The sequence below is a fragment of the Blautia sp. HCP28S3_G10 genome, from assembly GCF_052065235.1.
In the GTDB taxonomy this organism is placed as follows: domain Bacteria; phylum Bacillota; class Clostridia; order Lachnospirales; family Lachnospiraceae; genus Blautia_A.
On record NZ_JBQHUL010000031.1, the window covers coordinates 21,813 to 47,369 of the forward strand.

General features: G+C 37.7%; 23 protein-coding genes. 19 read left to right on the plus strand and 4 right to left on the minus strand.

The genetic code is table 11. The annotated features are described in order from the left end of the window. The first annotated feature begins 8 nt into the window (after positions 1 to 8). From ACTNB8_RS12270 to ACTNB8_RS12310, 9 genes are all read left to right on the plus strand, one after another. Entirely contained in the window at positions 9 to 794 is a 786-nt protein-coding gene (locus ACTNB8_RS12270) for a vWA domain-containing protein (protein ID WP_441055083.1), read from the plus strand. 11 nt (positions 795 to 805) lie between these two features. Continuing rightward, positions 806 to 1,672, plus strand: a complete 867-nt coding sequence (locus tag ACTNB8_RS12275) for a protein phosphatase 2C domain-containing protein (RefSeq protein ID WP_441055085.1) — start codon at positions 806 to 808, stop codon at positions 1,670 to 1,672. 23 nt (positions 1,673 to 1,695) lie between these two features. Further along, positions 1,696 to 2,091 (plus strand): hypothetical protein, encoded by a 396-nt coding sequence (locus ACTNB8_RS12280; protein ID WP_441055087.1) that lies wholly within the window; start codon positions 1,696 to 1,698, stop codon positions 2,089 to 2,091. 194 nt (positions 2,092 to 2,285) lie between these two features. Beyond that, a complete protein-coding gene (locus tag ACTNB8_RS12285) occupies positions 2,286 to 3,116 on the plus strand; it encodes a transglutaminase domain-containing protein (RefSeq protein ID WP_441055089.1) in 831 nt (276 codons plus the stop codon). Positions 3,117 to 3,132: 16 nt separating this feature from the next. Then, positions 3,133 to 6,495, plus strand: a complete 3,363-nt coding sequence (locus tag ACTNB8_RS12290; protein ID WP_441055091.1) for a DEAD/DEAH box helicase — start codon at positions 3,133 to 3,135, stop codon at positions 6,493 to 6,495. 34 nt (positions 6,496 to 6,529) lie between these two features. After that, positions 6,530 to 9,706, plus strand: a complete 3,177-nt coding sequence (locus tag ACTNB8_RS12295) for a sacsin N-terminal ATP-binding-like domain-containing protein (RefSeq protein WP_441055093.1) — start codon at positions 6,530 to 6,532, stop codon at positions 9,704 to 9,706. 8 nt (positions 9,707 to 9,714) lie between these two features. Next, a complete protein-coding gene (locus ACTNB8_RS12300) occupies positions 9,715 to 15,402 on the plus strand; it encodes a hypothetical protein (RefSeq protein WP_441055095.1) in 5,688 nt (1,895 codons plus the stop codon). A gap of 162 nt (positions 15,403 to 15,564) precedes the next feature. Next, positions 15,565 to 15,792: a hypothetical protein gene (locus ACTNB8_RS12305; protein ID WP_441055097.1), complete on the plus strand. Its 228-nt coding sequence runs from the start codon at positions 15,565 to 15,567 to the stop codon at positions 15,790 to 15,792. A gap of 149 nt (positions 15,793 to 15,941) precedes the next feature. Next, on the plus strand, positions 15,942 to 16,316 hold the full coding sequence (locus ACTNB8_RS12310) for a hypothetical protein (RefSeq protein ID WP_441055099.1): 375 nt from the start codon (positions 15,942 to 15,944) through the stop codon (positions 16,314 to 16,316). Positions 16,317 to 16,363: 47 nt separating this feature from the next. Here the strand turns inward: ACTNB8_RS12310 and ACTNB8_RS12315 are convergent, their stop codons facing one another. Together ACTNB8_RS12315 and ACTNB8_RS12320 are read right to left on the minus strand one after the other, a co-directional pair. Then, positions 16,364 to 17,725 (minus strand): relaxase/mobilization nuclease domain-containing protein, encoded by a 1,362-nt coding sequence (locus ACTNB8_RS12315; RefSeq protein ID WP_441055101.1) that lies wholly within the window; start codon positions 17,723 to 17,725, stop codon positions 16,364 to 16,366. Further along, the gene (locus tag ACTNB8_RS12320) at positions 17,692 to 18,015 is read right to left on the minus strand and encodes a MobC family plasmid mobilization relaxosome protein (protein WP_441055103.1); all 324 of its coding nucleotides are present in this window, start codon (positions 18,013 to 18,015) and stop codon (positions 17,692 to 17,694) included. Before ACTNB8_RS12320 ends, ACTNB8_RS12315 begins: the two co-directional genes overlap by 34 nt. A 252-nt stretch (positions 18,016 to 18,267) precedes the next feature. On the opposite strand from ACTNB8_RS12320, the gene ACTNB8_RS12325 reads away from it, so the two are divergent. Next, positions 18,268 to 18,639 (plus strand): MmcQ/YjbR family DNA-binding protein, encoded by a 372-nt coding sequence (locus ACTNB8_RS12325; protein WP_441055105.1) that lies wholly within the window; start codon positions 18,268 to 18,270, stop codon positions 18,637 to 18,639. 59 nt (positions 18,640 to 18,698) lie between these two features. Beyond that, positions 18,699 to 19,913: a hypothetical protein gene (locus ACTNB8_RS12330; protein WP_441055107.1), complete on the plus strand. Its 1,215-nt coding sequence runs from the start codon at positions 18,699 to 18,701 to the stop codon at positions 19,911 to 19,913. A gap of 47 nt (positions 19,914 to 19,960) precedes the next feature. On the opposite strand, the gene ACTNB8_RS12335 is transcribed toward ACTNB8_RS12330, so the two are convergent. After that, positions 19,961 to 20,191, minus strand: coding sequence for a helix-turn-helix transcriptional regulator (locus ACTNB8_RS12335; RefSeq protein WP_441055109.1), 231 nt, complete (start codon positions 20,189 to 20,191; stop codon positions 19,961 to 19,963). Between the two features lie 66 nt (positions 20,192 to 20,257). Further along, a complete protein-coding gene (locus tag ACTNB8_RS12340; RefSeq protein ID WP_441055111.1) occupies positions 20,258 to 20,998 on the minus strand; it encodes a helix-turn-helix domain-containing protein in 741 nt (246 codons plus the stop codon). Positions 20,999 to 21,191: 193 nt separating this feature from the next. Between ACTNB8_RS12340 and dinB the strand changes: the two genes are divergently transcribed. The 8 genes from dinB (at position 21,192) to ACTNB8_RS12380 (ending at position 25,356) form a co-directional block, all read left to right on the plus strand. Beyond that, positions 21,192 to 22,439 carry a DNA polymerase IV gene (dinB, locus tag ACTNB8_RS12345; protein WP_441055113.1) on the plus strand — a complete coding sequence of 416 codons (1,248 nt, stop codon included), beginning with the start codon at positions 21,192 to 21,194 and terminating at the stop codon, positions 22,437 to 22,439. Positions 22,440 to 22,453: 14 nt separating this feature from the next. After that, positions 22,454 to 22,666 carry a LexA family protein gene (locus ACTNB8_RS12350; RefSeq protein ID WP_441055115.1) on the plus strand — a complete coding sequence of 71 codons (213 nt, stop codon included), beginning with the start codon at positions 22,454 to 22,456 and terminating at the stop codon, positions 22,664 to 22,666. Between the two features lie 13 nt (positions 22,667 to 22,679). Beyond that, entirely contained in the window at positions 22,680 to 22,919 is a 240-nt protein-coding gene (locus ACTNB8_RS12355; protein WP_441055117.1) for a hypothetical protein, read from the plus strand. A gap of 230 nt (positions 22,920 to 23,149) precedes the next feature. Then, positions 23,150 to 23,722, plus strand: a complete 573-nt coding sequence (locus ACTNB8_RS12360; protein WP_441055119.1) for a hypothetical protein — start codon at positions 23,150 to 23,152, stop codon at positions 23,720 to 23,722. A 9-nt stretch (positions 23,723 to 23,731) separates the two neighbouring features. Beyond that, positions 23,732 to 24,097 (plus strand): hypothetical protein, encoded by a 366-nt coding sequence (locus tag ACTNB8_RS12365; RefSeq protein ID WP_441055121.1) that lies wholly within the window; start codon positions 23,732 to 23,734, stop codon positions 24,095 to 24,097. Positions 24,098 to 24,257: 160 nt separating this feature from the next. Beyond that, positions 24,258 to 24,572: a helix-turn-helix domain-containing protein gene (locus ACTNB8_RS12370; RefSeq protein ID WP_441055123.1), complete on the plus strand. Its 315-nt coding sequence runs from the start codon at positions 24,258 to 24,260 to the stop codon at positions 24,570 to 24,572. A 74-nt stretch (positions 24,573 to 24,646) separates the two neighbouring features. Next, complete coding sequence (locus ACTNB8_RS12375; RefSeq protein WP_441055125.1) at positions 24,647 to 24,937, plus strand: sporulation initiation factor Spo0A C-terminal domain-containing protein; 291 nt, start codon at positions 24,647 to 24,649, stop codon at positions 24,935 to 24,937. 5 nt (positions 24,938 to 24,942) lie between these two features. After that, positions 24,943 to 25,356 (plus strand): hypothetical protein, encoded by a 414-nt coding sequence (locus tag ACTNB8_RS12380; RefSeq protein ID WP_441055127.1) that lies wholly within the window; start codon positions 24,943 to 24,945, stop codon positions 25,354 to 25,356. Positions 25,357 to 25,557: the final 201 nt, after the last annotated feature.

A 25,557-nucleotide genomic window follows, 5' to 3' on the forward strand; every position in this document is an offset into this window, starting at 1 on the left:
TACAAAAAATGGAAGAATTAAGAAGACCAGGTGGAGAATTAGCAAGCAGACCGTTGCATTTCTTTTGGATTGTAGATTGCTCTGGATCTATGTACGGAGAAAAGATTGGAACAGTCAACAATGCAATACAGACATGCATTCCGGAAATGGCTTCTGCAGCTGAGAATAATCCAAATGCACAACTTTTGATTCGTACACTCAGCTTTTCTACAGGAGCAACCTGGCTGACAACAAATCCAGTCCCGGTTGAAGATTATGCTTGGGAAGATCTGGATGCCAATGGGGTTACAGATCTTGGAAAAGCATTTGAGTTGCTTGCTGCACAGCTTTCTATTCCACCTATGCCTGCAAGAGCACTTCCGCCGGTTCTTGTATTGTTATCAGATGGACAGCCAACCGATAATTATAAAAAAGGATTAGAGGAATTGAAGAAAATGCCTTGGTTTAGAAAGGCAGTTAAGATAGCTATTTCCATTGGTCAGGATGCGGATGATGATGTATTGATCGAGTTCACGGGAAATAGGGAACTTGTGCTTCAGGCGAATAATGCTGCAGCACTTACAAAGATGATCAAGTGGGCGTCCACTACAGCATCTATGGTATCTGCACCTGCGAGCAGACCAATGAATTCTCCAGCGTCCGCTCCTGCTGGAGACAATATTCCAAGCGGAAATCCGTCAGGTAATAGTGTACCAGCTGATGATCCATTTGCGACACCGAATGGTGCACCACTTGTACTTGATATGAGTAAGATTCCTGATCCTAGTGATATTGGTGCGGGAGATGTATGGTAGGAGGTGCTTGCATGAAGCATTTACTTTATGGTGAGAGCGTAAAAGGTGCTACTCACGTGCGTAATGGTGCCCCTCTTCAAGATAGTTACAAAATAGAAAAGGTTTCTGATGATATATCCATCATTGCTGTTGCAGATGGTCATGGAAGTGAGAAATGTCCCAAAAGTAAGAATGGATCAATGATCGCAGTAAATGTATTCTGCAAGGTAATGAAGGACTATATCAATAATTATTCCGATGACACAGAAAGCCTTATTACCTGGCTTAACCGTGAAGGTGAGTTGAGATTTGCACAGAATATTTGTGATGAATGGCAGCGTAGAGTTCGCAAATCATTCAATGACAGTAAAGCAGAAAAACCATTAGGAGACGATGGTAAAACGGATTGGAAGTCTGTGTACAGATTATACGGGACCACTCTTTTGGGATTATTGATTACACCGACATATATATTCGCATTCCAGTTAGGAGATGGAGATATCCAATTGGTGGATGAGAGTGGTGTATCGTCCGTTGTAGAAACAGAGAAAATCCTTGGAACAGAAACTCACTCATTATCCAAAGTGGATGCCTGGAGAAAGGCAGTATCTGTAATACGTCGGAGAGATGTATCAGAAGGTGTTCCATACTTGTATCTGATTTCTACAGATGGATTTGCCAATAGTTATCTTACCGAAGCAGATTTTGCAAAAACCTGTCGTGAGTATTTTGAACTTATCCGAATTCATGGATTTGATACAGTATGTGCTAATCTTGGAAAATGGCTGACGGAGACCAGTGAATTGGGGTGTGGAGATGACATCACGGTTGTTATGGCGTATCTTGATGCAGATCCAATGAATTGTGAGAAAGAAAAAGAGGTTCCGGCTGAGGAATAAAAAGATTAGAGGTGAAAGGTCTGTTGAAAGAAACAAGTGAGTTGACTGGCAGAGCTTCAAACACGCCAGAGGCAAAGATTGCAATATGTAAGTGCAAAGAATCTAAAAAATTATATGGTGTACGTTTTGAGAAAGATGGGGATGGCTGGAAATATACCTGGGCTTTTCCGATTAAAGAAGACGTTGCACGAAGAGAAGGCTATGATACCACCACTATGGTCGGGATGATTCATCCGGATGAAGAATATCCGGGATGCCCATATTGTGGTCGTCGGACTTTTGTTGTTTGCGGGGATTGTCATAAGCTAAGCTGCAATATTGTAGTAGGAAATACTTTTACATGTGATTGGTGCGGAATGACAGGCACAATTTCTGACTATGAAGGCGAAGGTATTTCATCCGGAGGTGATCTCGGATGATCGCTGATCGATATTATTATCAATGTTTAAACGATGTAGAGAAACAGGTATATCAGACTGTTTATGCGGGAATCAAGCAGCATAAAAGCTTGATTCCCATAATGGTATCTGGTCTTCCACAGGAATCTGTAAATCGAATCTTTCATGCAGTGACTGCAGATAATCCGCTTTTTTATTACTGCAATCATTCAGTCATGAATATTGCGCAGGATCAGTTTGGGAATATAGCTTTTTGCCCACAATATTATTTTAAAGAAGATCAGGTATTAGAACATAACATAAAAATTCAGCAGGCAGTTAATCAGCTGATTGCTGATTTACGATTGACAGAAGGCTCAGACTACGAAAAGGTCTTAAAAGTGAATGAGTATTTCTGTAAAAACATAGAGTACGATGATGCCGGGGCTGATTTGGCAGATGTGAAACGTGTGATTATGGCACACACGATTCTTGGGGTATTTGCCAAGCAGAGGGCACAATGTGAAGGAATTGCAAAAGCAGTTAAAGTATTATTAAATGCGGTAGATGTGAAGTGTATTGTCGTTGATGGAACGGCAACGTTAAGTGATGGAACAAGGAGCTTACATGCATGGAATATTATCAAGCAGGACGGTGTTCCATATCATGTGGATATCACATTTAATATTGGTCACACCACAAATGGAAACGTGGCATACGATTGGCTAAATGTCAGTGATGCTATGATAAAAGGAAATCATGTGCTGGATGCGGGGATGAAATTGCCAGTATGTCTTTCGGAAAAGATGAATTATTATACATTGAATAAAGCAGTGTTTTCATCAAAAAAACAGGCATGTGAATATGTAAAAAGGAAAATAAAACACGGGGAACGGCTAATTTATATTAGATTTGGCGGTCGGATTAAAGTGTCAAATATATATATGGAACTTGTTAAAACGGCAAGTGAGGCAATCCAGGAATATTACACAGATAATCAAGATAATTTATCGGTCAGCAGTGCTTTGGGAAGAGATACCAATACACTGAGATTATGGGTACACTAAAGAGAGAAGAAGTCATATGAGTAAATTTGTACAAGGACAAGTTATTGTTTTAAAATCAGATAAAAATACAACGGGTGCAATCGTTAGCATTATGGAAGGATATCCTGAAACACGTTATCAGGTATTTACGACGGCAGGATTGCAAACTTACTATGAGTCCCAGATAGAGGCACAAGAGGTTCAAGATGAATTGGAGATCATAGATGCAGAGCGTTTTCACGCTGGTCTTACTGCGTCTTTAATTCGTAATCCCTCTATTTCGTCACTGTATTCCCTTAATACAGCTCAAATTGATTTTATTCCTCATCAGTTTCGCCCTGTATTAAAATTTATTCGTTCAGATAGACCAAGACTGTTAATTGCAGATGGTGTCGGTGTCGGAAAAACGATTGAAGCAGGCTTAATCTTACGTGAATTGCAGGCAAGAAGAAATCTGGATTCCGTGTTGATTATATGTCCTCGTCCTTTGGTTACGGAACGTAAATGGGAAACAGAGATGAAGCGGTTTGGTGAAGAGTTTACTGCTTTAGATGGGGATCTTTTGCGTCATTGTATCCATGAATTGGATATGGAAGGGGAATGGCCGGAGAAATATAAAAAGGCGGTGGTTCCATATTCTTTATTCGATGAAGGAAATGTCTTTGGAAATAAGAAACATAAAGGATTAATGGAGGTGGACCCTCCGAAATTTGATTTAGTAATCGTCGATGAGGCGCATCACATTCGTAATACAGCGACTTATGGCTATCGGGCAGTGAGTCGTTTTTGTGATGCAGCAGAAGCTGTTGTTTTATTGACAGCAACACCTGTGCAGCTTCAATACGACGATTTATTTGTTTTACTGAACCTTTTGCGACCAGATCTGATTATTGATCGCAAGACTTTTCATGATATGGCAGAACCTAACCAATATATCAATATGGCATCGACAATTGTAAGAGGTTATAAAGATGGTTGGCAAGAAAAAGCACACGAACAAATGGAACTCGCCTGTAATACAGATTGGGGGAAAAAGGTATTCGTTGATAATCCGACAATGAAAACGATTCTTGGAACTCTTGAGCAAAAAGAAGTATCTCTAGAAGATAGAGTACAGCTGATCTCTGATATTGAAAATATGCATACGTTTTCAAATATGATCAGTAGAACCAGAAGACGGGATATTGGGGAGTTTACGATTCGTAAACCATATACGGTGACGGTAGATTTTACTCCGGAGCAGCGAGAACTTCATGATAAAATTCTGGAAGTCATCCATGATATATTCTCGACGATTCATTGTATGGATAATACAAAGTTTATGATGACAACCATACGCCGTCAAACAGCCAGCTGTTTGTTTGGGCTTGTGCCTATGTTACGAAGTATTCTTTGCCGACATTTATGGGAAATATCGGATAATGATGACGATGTTATTGACCTTAGAGCAATTGGTCAAGATAAATCTTTTGCATCATTTAGTGAGCGGATTGAAGAGATATTACATATTGCGGAAAACCTTCCGGAAGAGGATCCGAAATTCGATGCATTGATGGAAATTGTGAGAAAGAAACAGACAGAACCTAAGAATAAAATCATGATATTTAGCAGTTTCCGGCATACACTGACCTATCTTTATAGAAAATTATTGGCAGAAGGTCTACGGGTAGGAATGATTCACGGAGATGTTGACGATGAAGAAAGACGTGCACTCAGAAAACGTTTTGACCAAAATGTTACACCTGTGGATAGCGAAGAAGCATTGGATATTTTACTTTTCTCCGAAGTTGGATGCGAAGGTTTAGACTACCAGTTTTGTGATTGCATGATAAACTATGACCTTCCGTGGAATCCAATGAAAGTTGAGCAGCGTATTGGTCGTATTGATCGAAACGGTCAGACCAGTGAAAGTGTTGCAATTTACAATATGGTCACACCGGGTACAGTGGATGCTGATATATATGATCGCTGTTTGCTGAGAATCGGTGTGTTTCATAATTCGGTCGGGGATTGTGAAGACATTCTTGGAGAAGTGACAAGTGAAATCCGAAAATTAGTGGAGAATTTTGACTTAACAGATGAAGAACGGCGTGAAAAGCTGCAGCAGATGACAGATAATAAGATCCGTTTTATTAAAGAGCAAGAGGAATTAGAGGAGAAGCAGCGAGATCTCTTTGGAATCCATGTTCCGCAGTCTGCATTTGATACAGAGCTGAAGAATGCAACGAATTATTGGCTGTCAGCTGATAACATTCAGAATCTAGTGTACTGTTACTTGAAGCAGCGTTTAGATGCAGAAAAAGAATATATTATTGGAACAAAGGATTTAAAGAAGCTCAGGTTGTCACAGGAAGCAAGATTTGTACTCCTGGACGATTTTAAACAGGCAAAATTGCCACGTAATGAAGTGAACAAGTCATGGAGAAAATGGCTTGAATCTGGGGAACAGATGTTAGACATTACCTTTGAGAGTAAATGTTGGAAGGAAAATCCCAATGCCACTCTTTTGTCAATTACACATCCATTAGTAAAATTGGCGGCAGATTATCTGCAAAGTAAAGGAAAAGTAGTCACAACGCTGCGTGTGAAATCCGATAAATTTGCGGCTGGAGAATATCCTTTTGCTGTATATCAATGGAAACTTTCCGGTGAAAGAGAAGATGTGCAGATGACAACCATTTCAGCCAATACAAATTTAAACCGTATTCTGTTTGAATTATTGAAACAGAGTTATGGAATAAATTATGCTATGGATGTGAAAGAAGACGCATGGAAATCAGTGGAAGCAACACATCACAGTTTTTGGTCGGCGGCATTAAACGAGCATAAGGAAAAAACGACAGAAATGATTGGGTATAAAGAAGCAAGTTTGCGTACCAGTCATGCTGCACGTATGAAAACACTGGAAGATGCTCTGCGGAATAATTCAGATAAGAAAAACTATGTCCAGATGATGACCGGAAAAATTCGTATAGCACAGGAAGATTTAGATATTCATATGATGCAGTTGGAAGAGGCGAAAAGATCAGCAGATATTTTGTTTGAACAATTAGCCTATGGCTTACTTGTAGTAGAACCATTATCTGCCACATCACCAAATCAATCATTTACAGAGGTCATGAAACACATAGCAGATGTTTATGGTAAAGAATTGATAAATTCACCCAAACAGTTGTTGGGACTCATTTCTGATTTAGCCCCAGAGCAAGTCAATGACCGTAGAAAATTAAAACTCTTTTTTGATATTGGAGCTGTAGACATTTTAATTGAGAATGGACTGAAAGATGAAGAACGAGTGATATCTATTGCAAGGAGTGAACTTGGTTTTGAAGAGGAGGATACAAGAAAGTTGATACATTATTTAAAACCATTCATTGAATCATGTGGTGTTTGCGAATAGACGTATTGTAATCAAAGGAACAGGGGGATAAAACATGTCATTATATAAAAAAATCAGTGCTGATAATCGAACCAAGTATGGTACAGAGGCTGAAAAAATACTGAAAATTATTATTAACCAATATAGTGACAGAACGCATTTTATTTATGAAATCCTGCAAAATGCGGAAGATGCGGGAGCAACATACATAAAATTTCATTTGGAAAAAGACCAGCTTATTATTTTACATAATGGTCGTCCGTTCAACGAAAAGGATATAGAAGGTGTCTGTGGTATTGCTAATGGAACAAAAGAAGATGGTACCCGTATTGGACATTTTGGAATTGGTTTCAAATCCGTCTATTGTTATACAGAGCAGCCTTTTATTTATTCAGGGGAATATCATTTTGTAATCAAGAATCAGCTTTTCCCACAGGAAGTGACTGCAAAACCAGGCTTAGATTATAAAGTGACCTGTATGATTCTTCCTTTTGATAAACCGGAGGTTCCTGCAGAAATTGCATATCAGGAAATCAAGGATGCTTTGATAAAGAAGATCACTGCAGAAAGTATTTTAATGCTCAATAATATAGGAGATATTTCAATTGAAATTGAAGGGTATCCGAAAGTAATACAGATCAATAAACAAAAATATCCGTTAGATAAAGGACAGTATAGGGACAATGTTTTTGGTCTTAGTATACAGACTACTATTTCCGATAAGGTGACAAAAAAGACTGGTGAACGGGATGCAGATTATCTGTTTTTTACAGACGCAGAACCTGAAGCAACTGCTATCATATTTAAGGTTGATGGGAAAGAACTACAAGCAGTAAAAAACAGTAAGATATATGCCTTTTTTCCGACTGCAAAGGAAGCACATCAAAACTTTTATATTCATGCTCCATTTGATACGACACCTGCCCGTGATAATTTCAAAGAAGGTGCTGAATATGGGAAACACAATATTCATTTGATTGATGCGATTGGAAAATTGATCTGGTTTGCTTTCCGATGGATGAAAAATCATCAGTATCTGTCGGTATCAGGATTTAATACAGTATTTCCGATATATGAATATGAAGAAGATGATGTTCTGTATGGTATTTATAAAAATAGTATAGACATTATCCGGGAAGAGGAAATACTTCCAACAAATACACCTGGTGTATTCAAAAGAATTAACGAAATTTGTGTACCTCTTTGGGGAGTTATTGTTGATATATTTAATGATGAGGATTTAAGAACCCTCAGAAGAAATAGAAAATTAAGTTGGTTAGCAAAGGAGATTGCTACAGAGGCATACCGTGATCTTAAAAATTTCCTTAACAATAATTTCAAACTGGAAATTTTAGATTGGAAAGATCTGGTTCTTCCTATGGATGCTTTCTTTCTAAGACAAAAATCATTGTCCTGGACAGAAAGCTTGATGGCAAGAATTGAAAACTATTGCATAAAAAAAATAACTTATGACAGCCATTACATAGATGTATCAAAGATTCCGTTCGTAAGAACTGCTTCTGGGGAGCAGATTTGTGCAAGGGATGAAGAAGGAAAATTGCAAGTATATCTGAACAATCCCGATATTGCCAGATATAGAATTGAGAGTACGTTTTTATCCAGCGAACATATTAAGAGCTTTTATCGTAGAGCACTTAACATTCCAGAATATAATATTGAGCAGGAAACCATAGAAAATGTACTGCCGAAATATGAAACAGCAAAGGTTCAGTTTAATACATCAAATCATATAAGGGAGAACATTGAAGATTTAAAAATAATCAAAGATGCAATTTATACAAATCCAAATGTGCTGGAACGGGTACGGGAAAAATATATTGTCACAGATGGTCATGCCTGGTATAAACCGGAAGAGCTTTATATTCGTAGTACGGACGTGAGAAGTGGATATTCCTTAGTGAAAGGGATAGTGAATATAAAATATCTTTCGGATGACTATTTTAGTGGTTCCTTATACAGTTTAAAACTTGATGAGGATTTTTTTAAGAAAATTGGCTGTAATGCCAGTATAAGAGTTGTAGAGACCTCTAAAGACGATTATCTGAAAATGGTAAGAAAATATGCCGGTCCACAGGCAGAAATGGATCTGAGAATAGGTATCTTCCAGAAGACATATATTTCTCGTAAATTGAATTGGTCGTTTAATTACGAAGGATTTCCACAAATTTTTGCAAATATGACAAAGGATAAATCATTGGCAATTGCAAGATTTCTTAATCCAAATGCAATGAACTTTGATATTCAGGGCGAGTTGGTTGCTGCCGATGATCAGCATTTCAGTGGGAAAAATGTGGATAGCATGATGGCATATTCTATGCTTGGATTGCAGCTTTGTTATGAAAAATGGATTTATACAAATGGTGATCCGCATCCGCATAGTCCTTTAGAGGTCGATAAGGAAGACCTTCTTCCAGATTATAAATCGGCAAAACGTCTGATTAGTATTCTGCCTTTCAAAGAGGTAAAAAGTGCACTGACGGAATGGCTGGAAGAAAATATTGATGATAAAGGTGATCTGGATCTTATCAAGCATTACTTGTCATCACCGGAACAATTGGCAAAAGTAGCAAAAGCTATGGCTAAGAGTGAAGCTCAGAGTGAAGCAAAGAAAAACAAAGCAAAATCAGCCAAAGATTTAATTGAAAACGGTGATGTCTCTCAGAAAGAGCCGGGTAAAAGAGATGAAGGGCTAGATATTAGTCCGATTTCTGAAAAAGGTAAGGAGAGAAGAGAGAAAAATCTAGATAAAGAACTTGCAGAATCGTTGGACCATTTAACCAGTGTGGCAAAGGGGTTATCTTTTACCAGTAGATCCAGTAATAAAGAAGAACGTGTTTTCCTTGAGGAACAATATGGTGGACACTGTCAGATCTGCTTAACACAGATAAATAAATACAATGGTGAACATTATTTTGAGGCTATTAATATCATAAAATTTAGTAAATTGCCAGCAAGATTAGAGAATAGTAGCCGATTAGGATGGAATTCTTTATGCCTGTGTCCAAACTGTGCTGCTCTTTATAATTACAGTTCTAAGAAGATATCTACAATATACGATCAGGTAATGCATATGGAAGTTGAACCGGGATCAGAAGAACCATTGGATATTCACATTGAATTGCCCATGGGCGAACCACAAGTGATAGCTTATACACCACGTCATTTTATGGCGTTGAAAGAAGCATTAAAAATATTCTCTGAGGAAGAGTAGGAAATGATATGGCACTAAATTTTTATAAACAGAGTGATATTGATGCTATGGATGCAAATAATATCCCTGTAAGATTCAAAAATTATTTTAAATCCTTAGATTATGCCGGAAAAGTTGCTATTTTGGGAAACAGATATGATTTAGCAGAGGCATTGGGGTTTAAATTACCTGAAGAAGAGGGTAAGGAAGACTATCTGTATTCAGATTCGGAAAATGAAATACCTGATATAGTGGATAGTGCGGATAATGAGGCGGCTGTAAATATAGCGCAGGAAGAATCTGAGGAATCAGAAGAAGCAGAAGAGGAAATAGGTGAAGAATATGATTTCTCTCAAATTAGTCATAATTCTTATGAGGGACAAAGTTTTGCCTACATAATCCAAAACAATATGGAGCCATTAGAAGCTCTTGCTCTTAAGAATAATGTGGAAAAATGTCCCCTGCATCATACACCGCTGAAAAAATGGCAGATTAAGTATACTCAAAATGGTATGTATAGTATGTATGTATATACCTGCGAAGAATGTCACCGTATTTTCATGTACGAAGAGAATATGTCATATATCCATGATGTGTTAGTTGACAAAGGTGTCGCACATACATTTTATAATCTTGACTTGACGAACCATTATCTCCGCAGTCAGATGTCGGAATATGAAATAGGAACGGACGAGAAAGTCTATGTGCCGGATCTATGGATAGAAGAGGCACCAATTTGTCCAGTGCATGGCATTGAATTGTATGAGAGACCATGTTGTCGATCCTACAAGGACAGAAAAGTTTCATTTACCGGATATGTATGCGAAAAATGTAATAAAATCATGGTACGCCGGGCATATATTGACGAATTACAGGATCAGTGCGCAACAATAGGTGTTCCTGCAATTGAGCATGAATCTATAGCGAAGAAAGTGCCGAAAAAGAAACCCTTGCCTCAGAAAGAAGTGAAGCCAGATTATATTATCGAAAATGGAAAGAGAGAAAAGTACGCATATGATCATATTGCGGATTGCTATAAATTAACCGAGGAAGATACGGTAGTTGTTACGGATTCCATATATTGTACTTTGGAAGGGCATGATACAGAAGAAGTATTGGCAATGATATGGGTAAATCAGAAACGAGGAGGGAGAAAGTCTTACCTCTTTGTGGTAGGTTATTGCGCTCATTGTCAAAAATATTATATGGATATTGATGATTATAATGTAGTCTATTCCATTGGTCGCCCGGAAGTTACGATATTGAGTGATATTGATGATGGCGATTATCAAATTACTTCTGGGGAAGTATTCAATCTTGAAAAGAAGCATTTGGGTAATCTTGAACGTGGAATAGCTGGGGAGATTGCGTCCATACAACATAGTTCTGACTATGTTAATCCGTATGCAGTAGGAGATTATGATGATGGCAATCTGTCCTTTGCCAAAAGCCATAGTAAACAAAAGTATGGTCAAAGATTGGAGGATTTGACTGGATATATCAATAAACCGTACTCTTACCGAGTAGATATCAGTTGCGATGATGATACGGAGACATTTTACATAGGTGCTTCAGATATCGTATTAGATAACGGAAAAAAGGTAATATCTGCCAACAGCGAGCTGGGGTATGAACTTATTAACTATCAAACTATATCGGTAAAAAGAAATGGGAAAGATTACAATATCAAGTTATCCCGCCAGTTCGATATTGAAAACGCTGCATTGTATGGCTATGTAAATCTGCGAACAGATGAAGATGTAATATTTAAGAGCGGTATCACGGATCCGTTCTTGGTACGAGTGCTGAATTTGAGAAAAAGACAGCATAATCTTACAGATATCTTTGTTACAATTCAGGAGAACCAGAATAAGATTGTCAATTCAGATTTTCGGAAGAATATTATTGTACAGGGATGTGCTGGCTCCGGAAAAACTATGGTATTGCTTCATAGATTATCAGCTTTAAAATACAGAAATAATTATTTTGATTTTTCAAGTAAAGCAATGATTCTGACACCGAATGAGCAATTCAGCTTACATATTAAAGGATTGGCAGAAGGGTTACAAATAGGAAGTATACACCGAGTATCTGTAGAGCAATACTATATTGATATGCTGATGCAATATGACAAAGTGTTTAAGCCTGAAAATAAGACATCTTCGGAAATGTTTGTTCGACAGGATTATGTGGATTACATCTATTCTGATCAGTTCCGGCAGGATTTTGATGATGCATATGATAAAGTAATAGCTGATCGAAATAGGCTCCTTGATGCTTTAAACAGCCTTACAGAAGCGATGGGTCAGGAACAACGTATCATATCGTTGGAGGATGATTCAAGAGTAATTCCTCAGCTGAAAAATGCAGCGGAGATGATGAGCGGAATTGTCCAGAGACAGGATCAGGTGGTTGATGCTGCAAAGGAAGAATTGGAAAAACACATTACCCGTAAGAGATTCCTTGAAAAAAGAATACCGGAGACACAGCAATTCGCATCTGGAATTGTGAAAGAAACATTGTCAAGAGTGTACGCAAAAATAGCCACATATATGAAAGAAAAGGAAGATGCTATTTCTGAGTTTGAGAATCAGCTGCAGATTTTGACAGAGGAGCAACTAAAAGTTCAGAAGGCATTCAATCCATTTGGAAAACGTGCAAAATTGGAACAGCTTGAAAATGACATTCAGAAGCAAAAAGATGTGATCTCCAAGGCAAAAAAACAATTAGATGTAGAAAAAGAGATTTTCAGCGAACCACAAGATGAAAAAACAGACGAAGAAATTGTTAGTTGGATGCGGTTGGTAGCCCAATATATTAAGAGTGTCCAAGAGGATGTTCGACTGTGCAATAATACGAAGGAAGAGTTTATCAATTATTCGCAGGAGTTTTCTGAGATTGACCAATTAATAAGTGATGCTGAGGAAAAATATAATGATGTTCAGGAGAATCAATATCCAGATGATGTAAAAAGAATGATTAAGTACTTAAATTTAAAAGTTGGTGAGTATGGGATTCTTGAAACATATCAAATGGTATTTGATGAGGCGGTACACAAATTTAAAGAAGAAAACGATGTTAAGAATATCAATGGAAAATACCATAGATATGATTTTTATGCACAACTTTTGTTTGCAATGAAATTTTTCAAGAGAGTATATGGGACATTGGAATTTATGTGCATTGATGAAGGACAGGACCTAGCTCTCAATGAATATCGTTTGATATCTGAGTTGAATCAGAGAAATGTCATCTATAATATTTTTGGGGATACCAATCAGTTGATGAAACCGGGAAGAGGTATTGCAGATTGGACAGCATTGGAAAAAGAGTTTTCAGCACAAATGTTTACATTGAACGAAAATTATAGAAACACAAACCAGATTACAAAATTCTGCAATAGTAGTTTTGGGATGGATGTGCTTCAAACTGGTGTGGACGGTCCGAGCGTTAGGGAAATACCACGCCGTGATTTGGAAAAAGAGCTTGCTGATCTGAATGTGACAACAGAGCGCATTGCAATATTAGTGCCTAGAGGTGTTCAGAAAAAGAAATATATTGATACTGATATTCTGCCAAAAGACATTGCAAAATTAATTGGCGATAATATGGATAATGGATATATCGCTGTTATGTATGTAGATGAAGTGAAAGGTATTGAGTTTGATAAAGTCTTTGTTGTGGGTAATAAAATGACTCGAAATGAGAAGTATATTGCCTATACAAGGGCATTGTCAGAATTAATTCTTGTAGTAGATGATACAGTCCAGGACTATGATGATGGACATGACAGGAAAAAGACGAAAAAGGCTACAACAGATCAAAAGAAAAAATCTTATTCCGGAATTTTGACGTATAAAAGCGGTTCAAAAAATGAGCATCTTGAATTAACAGGGGTTCAACATATGCCGGAGATGGATGAGAATAAGAGTGATAATCAGATAATATCTGACAAGGAAGCTAAAGTTTGTAGAGTTCCATGGGAGTTAGATGAACCACCGAAGTCATTGCCCCTATTAAACAGGGTTTTTGAATTTGAAGGTGTTGGCTCTATACCTTTCGATTATATCAAGGTACTAAAAGCAAGCAGGCCTCAAACGGAAAAGGTAGATTCATTAATAGAATATTACAAAAAAAATCGTCATCTAGATAAGCCAATTACAGTGTCTTGTCAAAATGGTGAGTATGTTCTTGAAGATAAGTTTTTGCGTTATTATGTGGCAAGAGAATTAGGATTAAAGTTTATTGATTGTGAAATAGGAACTCGTAAAGATAATAAAGAGAAAGACAAATTGCGAACTCTGAATACTATGATTTATGATAGCAATGAGAACGATAATGGTATTGTTGTAGATGTAACTCTTTCTTGTATTAAGATCAAGTTCTCTTCAGGTATAGAGAAGTGGTATGACATTAACCGATATTATAAGTCGGGTGTTGTTAGTATATTAGATGAACCTATATCTGAAAAAGTGTTGACAACTGATAATGTTACCATGGATGGAAGCAACGATTATCAACAGATACCCTTTTCTATACAAGATAGTGATATCCTTTTGTCAGAGGAATCAGATAAATCCGAACAGTTTAACTTTGATTTTTCTGAACCAGAGAGAAAGAGCGGAGAGGAAACAGTTGTATCAAATTCAATAAACCCTTCAATAATGGATGTTGCAGTTCCGTTTGAAGGTGTTAAAGAAATTCCTATGAAGTTAATTAAATTGCCAGGATATTTTAAAAGTGCTAAACCAAGTCCTGATAAAGTGCAGAAAACCGTAGAATATTATCAAGAGCATGGAAGATTTGATAAACCAATAACGGTTCAGCTTCAAGATGATAATTATTTATTGAAAGATAAGTATCTTCGCTATTATGTTGCGAAGAAATTGAATCTTGAATCCATCGAAGCTGAATTTGAAGATAAGAAAAAGGAGGTAATTATACCTAGCGAAGAAATAGATGGATCATCGACACCATTACAAAGTATTGCAGGTGCAACGTTAAAAGAGGGTTCATTTGTAAAAGGAAAATATACGGATGAAGAAATAAGAGATGCATTGACAAATGTATTTTCTATATCATCAAAGAAAGATACCAGCTATAAATTTGTATTTCTGAAATCTATTCTTGATTGTATGTATGAGGTAGAAAACGGATTTAGATTATCTTTTGACCGATTATTCCAACGATTTACAGAAATTTACTGGCCGATGGTTGTTGAATATGACTTGCATCAAAAAGTTGGAGAAGATAGTCTTAGTTATGTGGAAAAGATTCTTCTTGAAGTGGCAGATAAATATGGTATGGATGCTAACTCAAAATTTACAGATCTGACGAAAAATCAACAGAGGAATATTGTAAAAACTGTAAAACAGAAATGTAAGCAGAATGTTGTTGGTGCCCTATACGGTGATACAAAAAGGATTTTCTATTCTTTTTCAAAAAAAGATGAATGGATTGAGATAAATCCGTTGGTGTTCCATTTCTTAATGAGATATGAAGATGAGATTCAGGAAATGAATTATAAGGCATGGGCTGAATTCATGGAGCGTGTCAATGTGCAATCTATAGATGAGAAGGCAAAAAAACGACATGGAAAATATAAAGGTACAGGATCAGATTTATATTATCAGATTTTAAAATCAACTTTTATGATAGGACTTCCGTTGATTGCATTGTGGGAACCGGTTATTAGTATTCTGTTAAGGGTTAGCTGATATGGAAAGCAGATAAAAAGAACATACCCTTTTTATGATAAAGAAAATTTGTAGAAATCCTGAGAAATGCTCTATGCAGGATGAAAACAAACCCATATTCCGGAAGGGACATGATTATAAGCTAAAATTGTATGAATAATACTATAGATAGGAAGGACTACAATGATAATGATTGAAGAAAAGAGAAATACAGAAGTATCTGCAGAAGAAGCATTAAGAATGATAGCGAAAATTAGATTTGATTTGGCAAGAGAAGAATCTATGAAGGAACGAAAGTTGTTTCTTTTCCGGTTGAAGCATCCGGTGAAATATCTTAGATGGTCCAAGACAGAAGAAGGGATAAAGTATAAGAGAGAAAAGATGATGCGTGCCATTGGGATAGGTTTTTGAAAAATGGAGGAGGTATGCACTGAACATGAATGCTCTTTGTCTCTTATTATTTGAATTGAAAATATTTATAAGGCAATCAGTAGTGCCATTGTTGCCTTCGCATTTGTGAAACAAACAAATACAAGAATGAATGGGAGTCAATAACTTAGATGAAAAAAACAAAGGATATAGTGAGTCAGGAAAATAAATTTCTTCGTTTATGTGGAGACAAATACAGAGATAAAATCAAAAAGAGAATTCCCATGAGTGTGGGGGATTTTCAAAAATTTATGTATATTTTCAATACGATGGAATTAAATGAGTATTCGGTTTATTTTTCTATGGAAATGTTTCCAGAGTTACTGGTAGAGTACGGGAAACGAGGTAAAGATGATGATTTGGATATTTGCGATGGTGAGTGTGGTCTCCCAGTAGAAGAATTGGTGGAAATCAGTGATGAATGGTTAGAAGAATTTTGTGCTCAGATGCCGCTGGAAAGCCAGAAAAAGAAATATCGGAGAATATTTCTGCTTGATGAAATGTAATAAAGAGCCAAGGTTGTAGTGACCTTGGCTCTTTACAAAATGCCGGATTACAAATCATGTTCGGTTTTCTGTATTTCATTTTTATATGGTGTGCCATTGGAAAGTAGGTGTTCAATATTTTCAGATATGATATTGAGGGTAGATTGCTGTTTTTCCAATTCCTGCTTTTCTTTCTGTACTCTGGAATAATCTTTTTTCAGAGATGTAATTTTATTCTCAAGCCGTTCAGGAGCTGGTAATTTGGTAATACCCAAGTCTTGCAGTTGCTGTTTTAAGGTATCATGCAGTTTGTATTCTGTCCGATGAGCCGATTTATATTTTTTCGGATCAGGTGATTTGTTACCGTCTTCAATAATTTTTCGGCAGGAACGGTATGAATTACAGTGCTTCTGAATAATTTCCTGATGGGATATTTCAGAGCTTAATTCTGAAATTCGTTGTTCTGATGCTTCCAGGGCATGATCAATATCCGAAACATGACGTTGGAAATCCTCATAATTCAGCAGATTGTTTTCGGAGAGGTAATTGAAGGTAAGGGCAGCTTCCTTTAGATTATTCAGCTGTGCCCATCGTTCAAAACCGGCACGGTTTCCAGTACAAACGTAAGTCGAGATATTGATAAATAGCTGAACTTCTCTTGAGGCTGTTCGTGGTGCTTTCGCTTTATGCCTGTTTTGCTCAAGGCGACGAAGAACATTTTCTTCCGAATAGTAACTGCCCAGAGATTTTAAATTTGTGAAGTTTACTTGCTCTGGTGCTCGGAAGGCAAGATTTTTTCCCTGTCGGATTTCATATCCGGCGAGTTGCATCTTTTGAAGAAATTCATCATAGTTGATGGATGAGTATATGGCTTTATCAACAGCTACTTTCAATTTTGCTTTCCAGCTGTTTCCACGATGGTATTCCATATTCTCTTTATAACATTTTCCTTTTTCTCCGGTAGGCATACTTGTTGCAAGACCATTTTCCTGACATATGCGGTTGCTGATCTGGCAGATCTTATGATAGCTTCGCTTGTTAGAAACATATTTGTGTTGGTCAACAAAGCTGGTGGCATTAAAAATAATGTGGTTGTGAATATGATTTTTGTCAATATGGGTACTGATAACATATTCATATTTTCCTTTTAGCACTTTGTCAGCAAATTCTTTACCAAGCCTGTGAGCAGTTTCGGTGTCAACTTCTCCCGGCTTAAAAGACTGAATGAGATGAAATGCGAGATTGTCTCCTTTGTCCATAACATTCTTTTTGCCTTCTTCTCTAGTAAGTGCAAATTCAATATCGGCAGTTTCCGGCGAACAAGCAAAACTGGAGACCAACAGTTTTTCATCCGTCTTGTCTGGATTTGTAATGTAGTTCACAGCCTTGTTGACAGTTACTTTAATGGGGAAGATTTTAATATACGCCATATTTCATTCACCATCCTTTTCAATTCTTCCATTTCATCCTGGTATATATCGCCGGTGGTATTCACTTTTTTTGCAATCTGGTTAATGTTCACACCGATTTTATGCATTTCTTCATATACCTGCCGGATGGGGGTCGTGTCCGTATTGACGATGTAGCCATCAATAGCCATTTTGCGAAGATAAGCTCCCATGTTTCTGGTTTTGGAAAGTATCATCTTTTGTTTTATGAGTTTCCGTTCTTCATCCGTTACATAAAAATGTATTTCTTTATTTCTCTTTCTTTCAGCCATTAAAATTCTCCTTCCTGATATTTCGTCTTACTTGCATTAGTGGTTTTTCAATTTGGGGTAGGGGTCCCTAAATTGCCAGTTTTTCGGAAGTGCGTCCTCACTTCCTGTCCTTGCTGTTTTGCCCTCTGAATGATAAATTCAGAGGAAGAGGAGAAAAGCAAAAGAATTTAAGAAGCTTAACCAGTAGTACAGTATATAAAAATGTGATATGATTATTGTCAAGATATATGAATATCCAGAGGTGAAAAAAGATTGGATAGAGAAGAAATATTTGAATATGTGAAGAAACAATACGGAACAACACCGGAATATTTATGGAAGAGTTCACCGGACAGTGCGGTGCTTCGACATAAAAATGGGAAATGGTATGCAGTGATCATGAATGTAGAGAAATCCAAATTGGGATTAAGTGGTGATAGCACTGTAGAAATAATGGATGTTAAATGTGATCCGGAAATGACGAGCATGATTATCCAGACCTATGGATTCTTGCCAGGGTATCATATGAACAAGCGGCACTGGATTACAATTCTGCTTGACGGGACGGTAAGTGAATCAAAGATTTTGGATTTTTTAGATATGAGTTACGATTTGATTGATGGAGGATTTAAGTTAAAAGAATAATACATCGCAAAAATTACAAGCACTATTAAGAAGAAATAATCAGTCATGGAGGTAACCATATGAGTGAAAGATTGAATGTTGAAAGTATCAATGAAGTCCAAAAAGTTGAGAAAACCAATTCTTTGATGGAGAATACTCAAGATATTTTGCAAGAAACTCGTGCGTTGGTCGAAAGTAAAGATACAATGAGTGTGCCGATTACAGAGTTGTCAACATTGGGCGCTGCTGTATCTTCGCTTATCCCAGCGTTAAATACAGTAACACAAACAACAACTATTGCAGCAGATGGATTATATACGCTTGCAAATGCCGGTGTTGGGGATGTGTTGAAAGTAGCAAAGAATGGAAACTTTTGGGGTGCGTTTAAAACAGCTGACGGAGCTTCCAAGTTTGCACAACTTCAGGCAGCAGGACCAATTTCCGCAACAACACAGACGGTGGCTGCATTTAATCCGGCTACAATGCTGATGGCTGTTTCGTTATTTAGTATAGAACAGGAATTAGGAAAAATTGAGGAAATGCAAAAACAGATTCTTTCTTTCCTAGAAATTGAAAAAGAATCTGAAATTGAGGCAGATGTAGAAACCCTTATGGGAATTATCAATAAGTATAAATTCAATTGGGACAACGAGCATTTTGTTGCAAGTAATCATAAGTTGGTAATTGACATTCAGAGAACAGCAAGAAAAAATATGAATGCTTATCAAAAGAAGATTATGGAGATTTTAGGAAAGAAGCAGTATATCGTTGTGCAAAATAATGTGAACCAGGCTTACAGCAATCTTGAAAAGAAATTCAAGTATTACAGACTGTCACTTTATACATTTTCTCTGGCATCACTAATGGAGATTATGCTGAGTGGAAATTTTAAGGAAGAATATATCTCTGGGGTTAAAACTGAAATTAAAGGATTGTCTGATGCTTATAGAGATTTGTTTAATAAAGGATCCAGATATCTTGAAAAATTAAGCGAGGCATCTTTGGAATCGAATGTGTTGAAGGGAGTAGGAACAGCTGGAAAAACAGTCGGTAAACTTATTGGCAGTATTCCGATTATTGAGAAAGGACCTGTAGACGAGCTTTTGCAGGATGGAGGATCACATTTAAAGAAGAGTGCCGCTGGTATGGAGAAGAAAGTTGTCCATCATTTTGCAGCCCTTAGTAATCCGGGTACAACTATATTCATGGACAAGATGCAGGACATGATAAAAATATATAATCATACGGAACGGATTTGCTTTGATAACAAGAAAATATATTTAATTGCAGATTAGGAAGTAGCAGATTAATGTTGGCTCTAATATTTTAAAAACCGAGGATTTTACTCCTCGGTTTTTTGCTGGCAGGAAGGTCCATCGTCCAATTTGAAGATTTCTTCCACACCCATATCCAGATAATGGGCAAGTCGGATTGCCATTTCCAATGAGGGATTTCGTTCCCCTCGTTCAATTCTGCCGATGGTGCGGCTGCAGGAGCCGGTTGCTTCTGCAAGGTCTTCTTGAATGAGATTTCGTTCTATGCGAATATCTTTCAGGATATTACTGATCGCCATCCAATCACTTCCTTTATCTTTATTCTTATCTTAACAGCCGGTTTGAATGGCAGGGCTGCTTGCCTGTTATTGAAAACCAGGTATGTCAGAAGCATCACACTTTCCGACAACTTTTCCGAATATCTTAAAAGAATCGGATTCCTGAACTGCAATAGGTTTATATTTGGGGTTAAGAGAGATCAGGAATAATCCGTCCGGTTCATCATGGAGCTTTTTGATATAGGCATCGCCGTTAAGATAAAAGATTCCAATCTCACCATTACCAATACTTTCTTTTTTCTGGATCCATGCAATTTCACCATTGTGATATTCCGGTTCCATACTGTCTCCAGATATCCGGACTCCGAAGTCAGCAGTATCCGGAGCCAGATCACCGACCTCGTAGGATTCTTTCGGCGAATCTGTCAGGAAGTTTCCGGTACCAGCAGAAACAGCGTCTCCGAAAATATCCATGAAGATCTCTTTTTTGCGGAATGGAATAATGTCAGCAACTGTCGGCTCAAATAAACCGGAAGCTTTTAAAATTTTTGCATAATCTTTAATCTTGTCTTTACCTTCCTGGTTCAGCCCGTCCATTACGTTATAAGGATTTTTTCCAAAATAAGCATCATAAATATCTTCAATATCCAATAATTTGCAGAGAGTCAGAAAAACGTGAAGCCCAGGTTCTCTTGCATCGGTCTCCCATTTGGAGATAGCTTTAATAGTTACATCTATTCCTTGTTGAGAGAGTAGTTCCGCAAGCTCTGTCTGCGAAAGCTGTTTCTTTTTTCTGTTTTCTGCAATAATCTTGCCGATTGAACGCATATGTTCGCCTCATTTCTATAAAAATTCCGTTAGATTTCTATAGTGGCATTATACAACAAGATACATATAAAATCAAGATAAATCTCCGAAATGGAGAATAAACAACCAACATGTCAGTTGACTATCTCCATAATGTCGGATTATACTTACCATGCAAGGAATGATAAGAAAGCCGTACGGAGGTGATAACAGGATGAGGGACAGGACCATTTTACATAGTGACATGAATTGTTTTTACGCCAGCGTCGAGATGTTGCATCACCCGGAATTTGAAGGAAAACCCCTTGCCGTAGGTGGTGATCCGGAAGCAAGGCATGGGATAGTGTTGACAGCAAATTATATTGCAAAGAAATGTGGTGTAAAAACCGGGATGGCACTCTGGCAGGCAAAACAGGTTTGCCCGGAAATTATCTTTGTCCCGCCAAGAATGGATCTGTATCTCAGATTTTCTGGTATGGCAAAGGAAATCTATTCGGAATATACGGATAAGATTGAACCATATGGAATTGATGAGGCGTGGCTGGATGTTACGGAGAGCAGCAGTATAAAAGGAGATGGTATGCAGATCGCCCAGCAAATCAGTGAAAGGATCAAATACGAACTTGGAATTACAGTAAGTATTGGCGTTTCATGGAATAAGATTTTTGCAAAGCTGGGTTCAGATTACAAAAAGCCCGATGCGATCACTCACTTCCATCGTGGGAATTATAAGGATATTGCATGGAGGCTTCCTGCTTCAGATCTTCTGTATGTAGGAAGACAGACAAATAAGAAATTACAAAAATTAGGGATTCACACGATAGGTCAGTTGGCGCAGACCGATGAAAAGTTACTTGATAGCCATTTCGGAAAAATTGGATTAGTATTGTGGTCCTTTGCAAATGGTTATGATGAAGATCCGGTTTGCGTGGAAGGTTATGAAGCTCCGGTAAAGTCAATCGGGAATAGTACAACTACTCCGAGAGATCTGGAAACGGATCAGGATGTTTGGATTATCCTGATGGCATTGTCGGAAAGTGTTTCTGCCAGATTAAGAAAACATGGGTTTAAGTGTAATGTGGTGGAAATATCAATCCGTGATAATGGGCTGAACAGCATTACACGGCAGAAGCGTATCAGTCAGCCGACCAATATTACGGATGAGATTGTAAAAGCGGCATATGAATTATTCAAAAATCATTACAGATGGGAACATCCAATACGCAGCCTTGGTGTCAGAGGTTCTGATCTTGTAATGCAGGATATCCCGGTACAGATGGATTTATTTGATAATCAGCAAAAACGGGAAAAGTTAGAAAAGATGGATCGGGCTGTAGATGAGATCAGACGACGGTTTGGATATTTCAGTATACAGCGGGCTGCAATGTACCAGGATAAAGTCTTATCCCACTTGGACGCTGGTACCCATACGGTTCATCCACACAGTTATTTTCATGGATAATGGGAGGGATAGATTTGAAACAGACATTAACCAGAAAACAGGAAGAAAGTTATCAGTGTATCGTGAAATTTACCGAGGAACATGGATTCCCGCCAACAGTCAGGGAACTGGGAGAATTATTGGGGATTGCATCAACCTCAACAGTTTTTACGAGAATAAAGAAGCTGGAGGAAAGCGGATACATCCGGAGGATACCGGCATCACCAAGAGCAATAGAGATTTTGTAGCGGAGGTGACAGCATGAATAAGGTATATGTTGATGTGGTAGCGGAGTTCAGTAAAGAGGGCTGCCTGATTCCGATTTTGTTTGTCTGGGAAGACGGCAGAAAATATAAAATTGACAAAGTGCTAAAAGTGGAACGCTGCGCCAGCAGAAAAGCAGGAGGAGTAGGAACGATGTACACCTGTATGGTACAGGGAAAAGAGAGTCATTTGTTTTTTGAAGTAGATAAATGGTTCATGGAAAGGAAGGTTTCATAATTAAAGAGAAGAAAATTAACCGGCGGTGATAGTCACTTTCCCTTTATATCCCGTTGGTTTTACATAAGAAGCTGTATTCTGATCAGCCGGTATTTCCCACAAGTACCATTAGGAATATAGCTTCTGCAATGAGTAATGTAGATTGCTTTCCATCAAAATCATGGGGAAGGCGAACTGGTCTGCAAGACCTACCAGTTAGTGTGATTATTGATAAGGAGAAATAACGATTTATGACAGACAGAGATTATGCAATTAAATCAATGAAAGAGATTACATTCCAGATGGCAACCCACGCACAGGATTATCTGGAAGTAACAATGGACAGACATTATGAAGATATAAAAGCTTTGATGGTTAATTACCAGAAATTAATTTTGGAAAATAAGATGGTACTGGAAGAACTGGAAATGGAATGCCAGGAGAAGATCAATGAGGATATGGCATATGCATTGAGTTATCTTGACGCATATGGAAAACAGCTGAATGTGGTAAAACTGAAACATGAAATGAATAACCTGATGGTGATTTATGGATTGTCTGATATGGTTTACCGAGGTATCACATTGGTAAAGTACTATGCTCCGGACGGAGTAACACTCAGTGAGATCATCCATTCCTGTTTTTGCAGCCATTATAATAAAACTGATGTTGAGGTCCAGCAGGAACTTGGGATTGGACGTACATCCTTTTATAAGATGAAGAAACAGGCATTGAGGTATCTGGGATTTTATTTTTACGAGATTGTTGTACCGCAGGCAAAAAACAAAAGATTTAAACCGTCATTAGGCGTGGAAGAAGAGTAGGTGATTAGAATGAGATACGAAGATTCGATGGTAAAGGTAGCGGATGATATTATCCGGGAACAGCAGGCAGATAGTAAAGCCAGGAATAAAACACAGAAATGGCATGATGAGTATGCTACTTTGAAATTCTTCCGATTTATTTGCAGAAATGTTGGCAACCTCCGTGAAGGTGAGATTCAGCGGTTGATATGGAAACTGAAACAATCCGATAAAGAAGCTGTTGAGAAACATTTGAAAGGCTATGTGTGGGAATTCAATTATGAAAAAATGTATTCTATATTGACAGAGAATCCTGTCTGCGAGAAAGTCTGCCAGAAAAATGGATATTCCAGCTGGTATCATCTGATCAACCGCTATTGTGCAGAAGATTGTTAGAATGTGTTGGTTGTACGTGTGGTTGGTAATAAATAATTTGTAGAAAGAAATTGTGATTAGTTCTGTAGAACGATAACTTGTTTTGCGGCTTCTGTATATCAGGACAGACCATAGTTATACTAACTTTAGACCGAAAAATAGTTCTAAAGGAGGTGCTGCGATGGATCTGAAAGCTGTAGGACAGAGAATAAAGTCGGCAAGAGAAGCAAAAGGTCTGACTCAGGAAGATCTTGCTGCCATGGTAGAATTAAGTCCGACACACGTCAGTGTGATTGAACGAGGCTTGAAAGCTGCCAAGTTGGATACATTTGTTGCGATAGCAAATGCTCTGGAAGTTTCTGCAGATTCACTTCTGATAGATGTTGTGGCACATTCTGTAACAGGAGTAACGAATGAATTATCAGAAATGATCGGGAAACTTCCGAAAGAAGAGCAGAAAAAAATTATCAAAGCGGTCAGGATATTAACAGAATAAAACTTTTATTAAGAAGGGCGGAGGTCCTTCTTTTTTTGCGGTTTTTGTCGTTATTTGTTGGTCGAATAGGGATTATGTATTTACATGATCTATGCTATAGTAGGTCTATAGAACAAATACTAATTCAGAAGAGGAGGAGTAAAATGAACGGTAAAAATATTTTTGGAAAAGTTGCAGAAAAATACCACACTACGCCTGAAGAGGTGTATGATGAGATTCAGAAAGCGATTATTGACGGATTTAATAATCCAAATCCAGATGTGCAGGCAGAATGGAATAAGGTTGCTTGTAAAGGGGAGTATCCAACCCCAGAGGAAGTAATCGCCTATGCGATGGAGACATTAACGGCAGGACGGAGAGGATAAGTAAAGTGAAATTAAAAAAATCAAAGCTGTTATATTTATTGGTAGCAATGCTCCTGGTTTCGGGTTGTGGTCAAAAACATAAAGAAGGAGAACCTGATGTGATCAGCAGCATAAAAACCAATCGGGATGAAATCCTGACTGTGGTTGCAAATAGAGACAAGATTGAAGATAAAGAAAAATTAGCAAATCTACTTATAGAAAAATGTAAAGACAATTCTTTTCAGTCCGTCAAGTTTTCCATGGACAACGGTTATGCAACAAGTCTGGATATCAGTGTATATTACTGGAGGGATGAGATAGAAGGACAGGATCCGGTGATGGTAGTAGAATACAAACCTGTTGAATGGGGAAAAGATTATGATATTATGCAGGATCCGGATAAGTTTGAGTTATATATAGATGGCGAATTGATTGAATAATTACGAACGGTGCATAGACAAATAGTAGTCTGTGTGCCGTTTTTTTATCGTGTGAACTTTTCAGGGTAAAATATGTACGATTATCTCTTTGTGTTGTCCGGCAAATTAAATGATGTCCCATACGGCAGATTATTTCGCACCGATTTTGGATTTCTACAGATGTGTCAGTCACTTTAAAAGTAACTGTTTCTGCGAATTGTT

Coding starts and splice junctions, on each gene's coding strand:
- ACTNB8_RS12330 (WP_441055107.1), top strand. CDS start 18,699: ATGAGTGAAAGATTGAATGTTGAAAGTATCAATGAAGTCCAAAAAGTT.
- ACTNB8_RS12315 (WP_441055101.1), bottom strand. CDS start 17,725: ATGGCGTATATTAAAATCTTCCCCATTAAAGTAACTGTCAACAAGGCT.
- ACTNB8_RS12300 (WP_441055095.1), top strand. CDS start 9,715: ATGGCACTAAATTTTTATAAACAGAGTGATATTGATGCTATGGATGCA.
- ACTNB8_RS12290 (WP_441055091.1), top strand. CDS start 3,133: ATGAGTAAATTTGTACAAGGACAAGTTATTGTTTTAAAATCAGATAAA.
- ACTNB8_RS12320 (WP_441055103.1), bottom strand. CDS start 18,015: ATGGCTGAAAGAAAGAGAAATAAAGAAATACATTTTTATGTAACGGAT.
- ACTNB8_RS12375 (WP_441055125.1), top strand. CDS start 24,647: ATGTATTTACATGATCTATGCTATAGTAGGTCTATAGAACAAATACTA.
- ACTNB8_RS12365 (WP_441055121.1), top strand. CDS start 23,732: ATGAGATACGAAGATTCGATGGTAAAGGTAGCGGATGATATTATCCGG.
- ACTNB8_RS12340 (WP_441055111.1), bottom strand. CDS start 20,998: ATGCGTTCAATCGGCAAGATTATTGCAGAAAACAGAAAAAAGAAACAG.
- ACTNB8_RS12335 (WP_441055109.1), bottom strand. CDS start 20,191: ATGGCGATCAGTAATATCCTGAAAGATATTCGCATAGAACGAAATCTC.
- ACTNB8_RS12370 (WP_441055123.1), top strand. CDS start 24,258: ATGGATCTGAAAGCTGTAGGACAGAGAATAAAGTCGGCAAGAGAAGCA.
- dinB (WP_441055113.1), top strand. CDS start 21,192: ATGAGGGACAGGACCATTTTACATAGTGACATGAATTGTTTTTACGCC.
- ACTNB8_RS12360 (WP_441055119.1), top strand. CDS start 23,150: ATGACAGACAGAGATTATGCAATTAAATCAATGAAAGAGATTACATTC.
- ACTNB8_RS12355 (WP_441055117.1), top strand. CDS start 22,680: ATGAATAAGGTATATGTTGATGTGGTAGCGGAGTTCAGTAAAGAGGGC.
- ACTNB8_RS12270 (WP_441055083.1), top strand. CDS start 9: ATGGAAGAATTAAGAAGACCAGGTGGAGAATTAGCAAGCAGACCGTTG.
- ACTNB8_RS12295 (WP_441055093.1), top strand. CDS start 6,530: ATGTCATTATATAAAAAAATCAGTGCTGATAATCGAACCAAGTATGGT.
- ACTNB8_RS12275 (WP_441055085.1), top strand. CDS start 806: ATGAAGCATTTACTTTATGGTGAGAGCGTAAAAGGTGCTACTCACGTG.
- ACTNB8_RS12310 (WP_441055099.1), top strand. CDS start 15,942: ATGAAAAAAACAAAGGATATAGTGAGTCAGGAAAATAAATTTCTTCGT.
- ACTNB8_RS12305 (WP_441055097.1), top strand. CDS start 15,565: ATGATAATGATTGAAGAAAAGAGAAATACAGAAGTATCTGCAGAAGAA.
- ACTNB8_RS12285 (WP_441055089.1), top strand. CDS start 2,286: ATGAATATTGCGCAGGATCAGTTTGGGAATATAGCTTTTTGCCCACAA.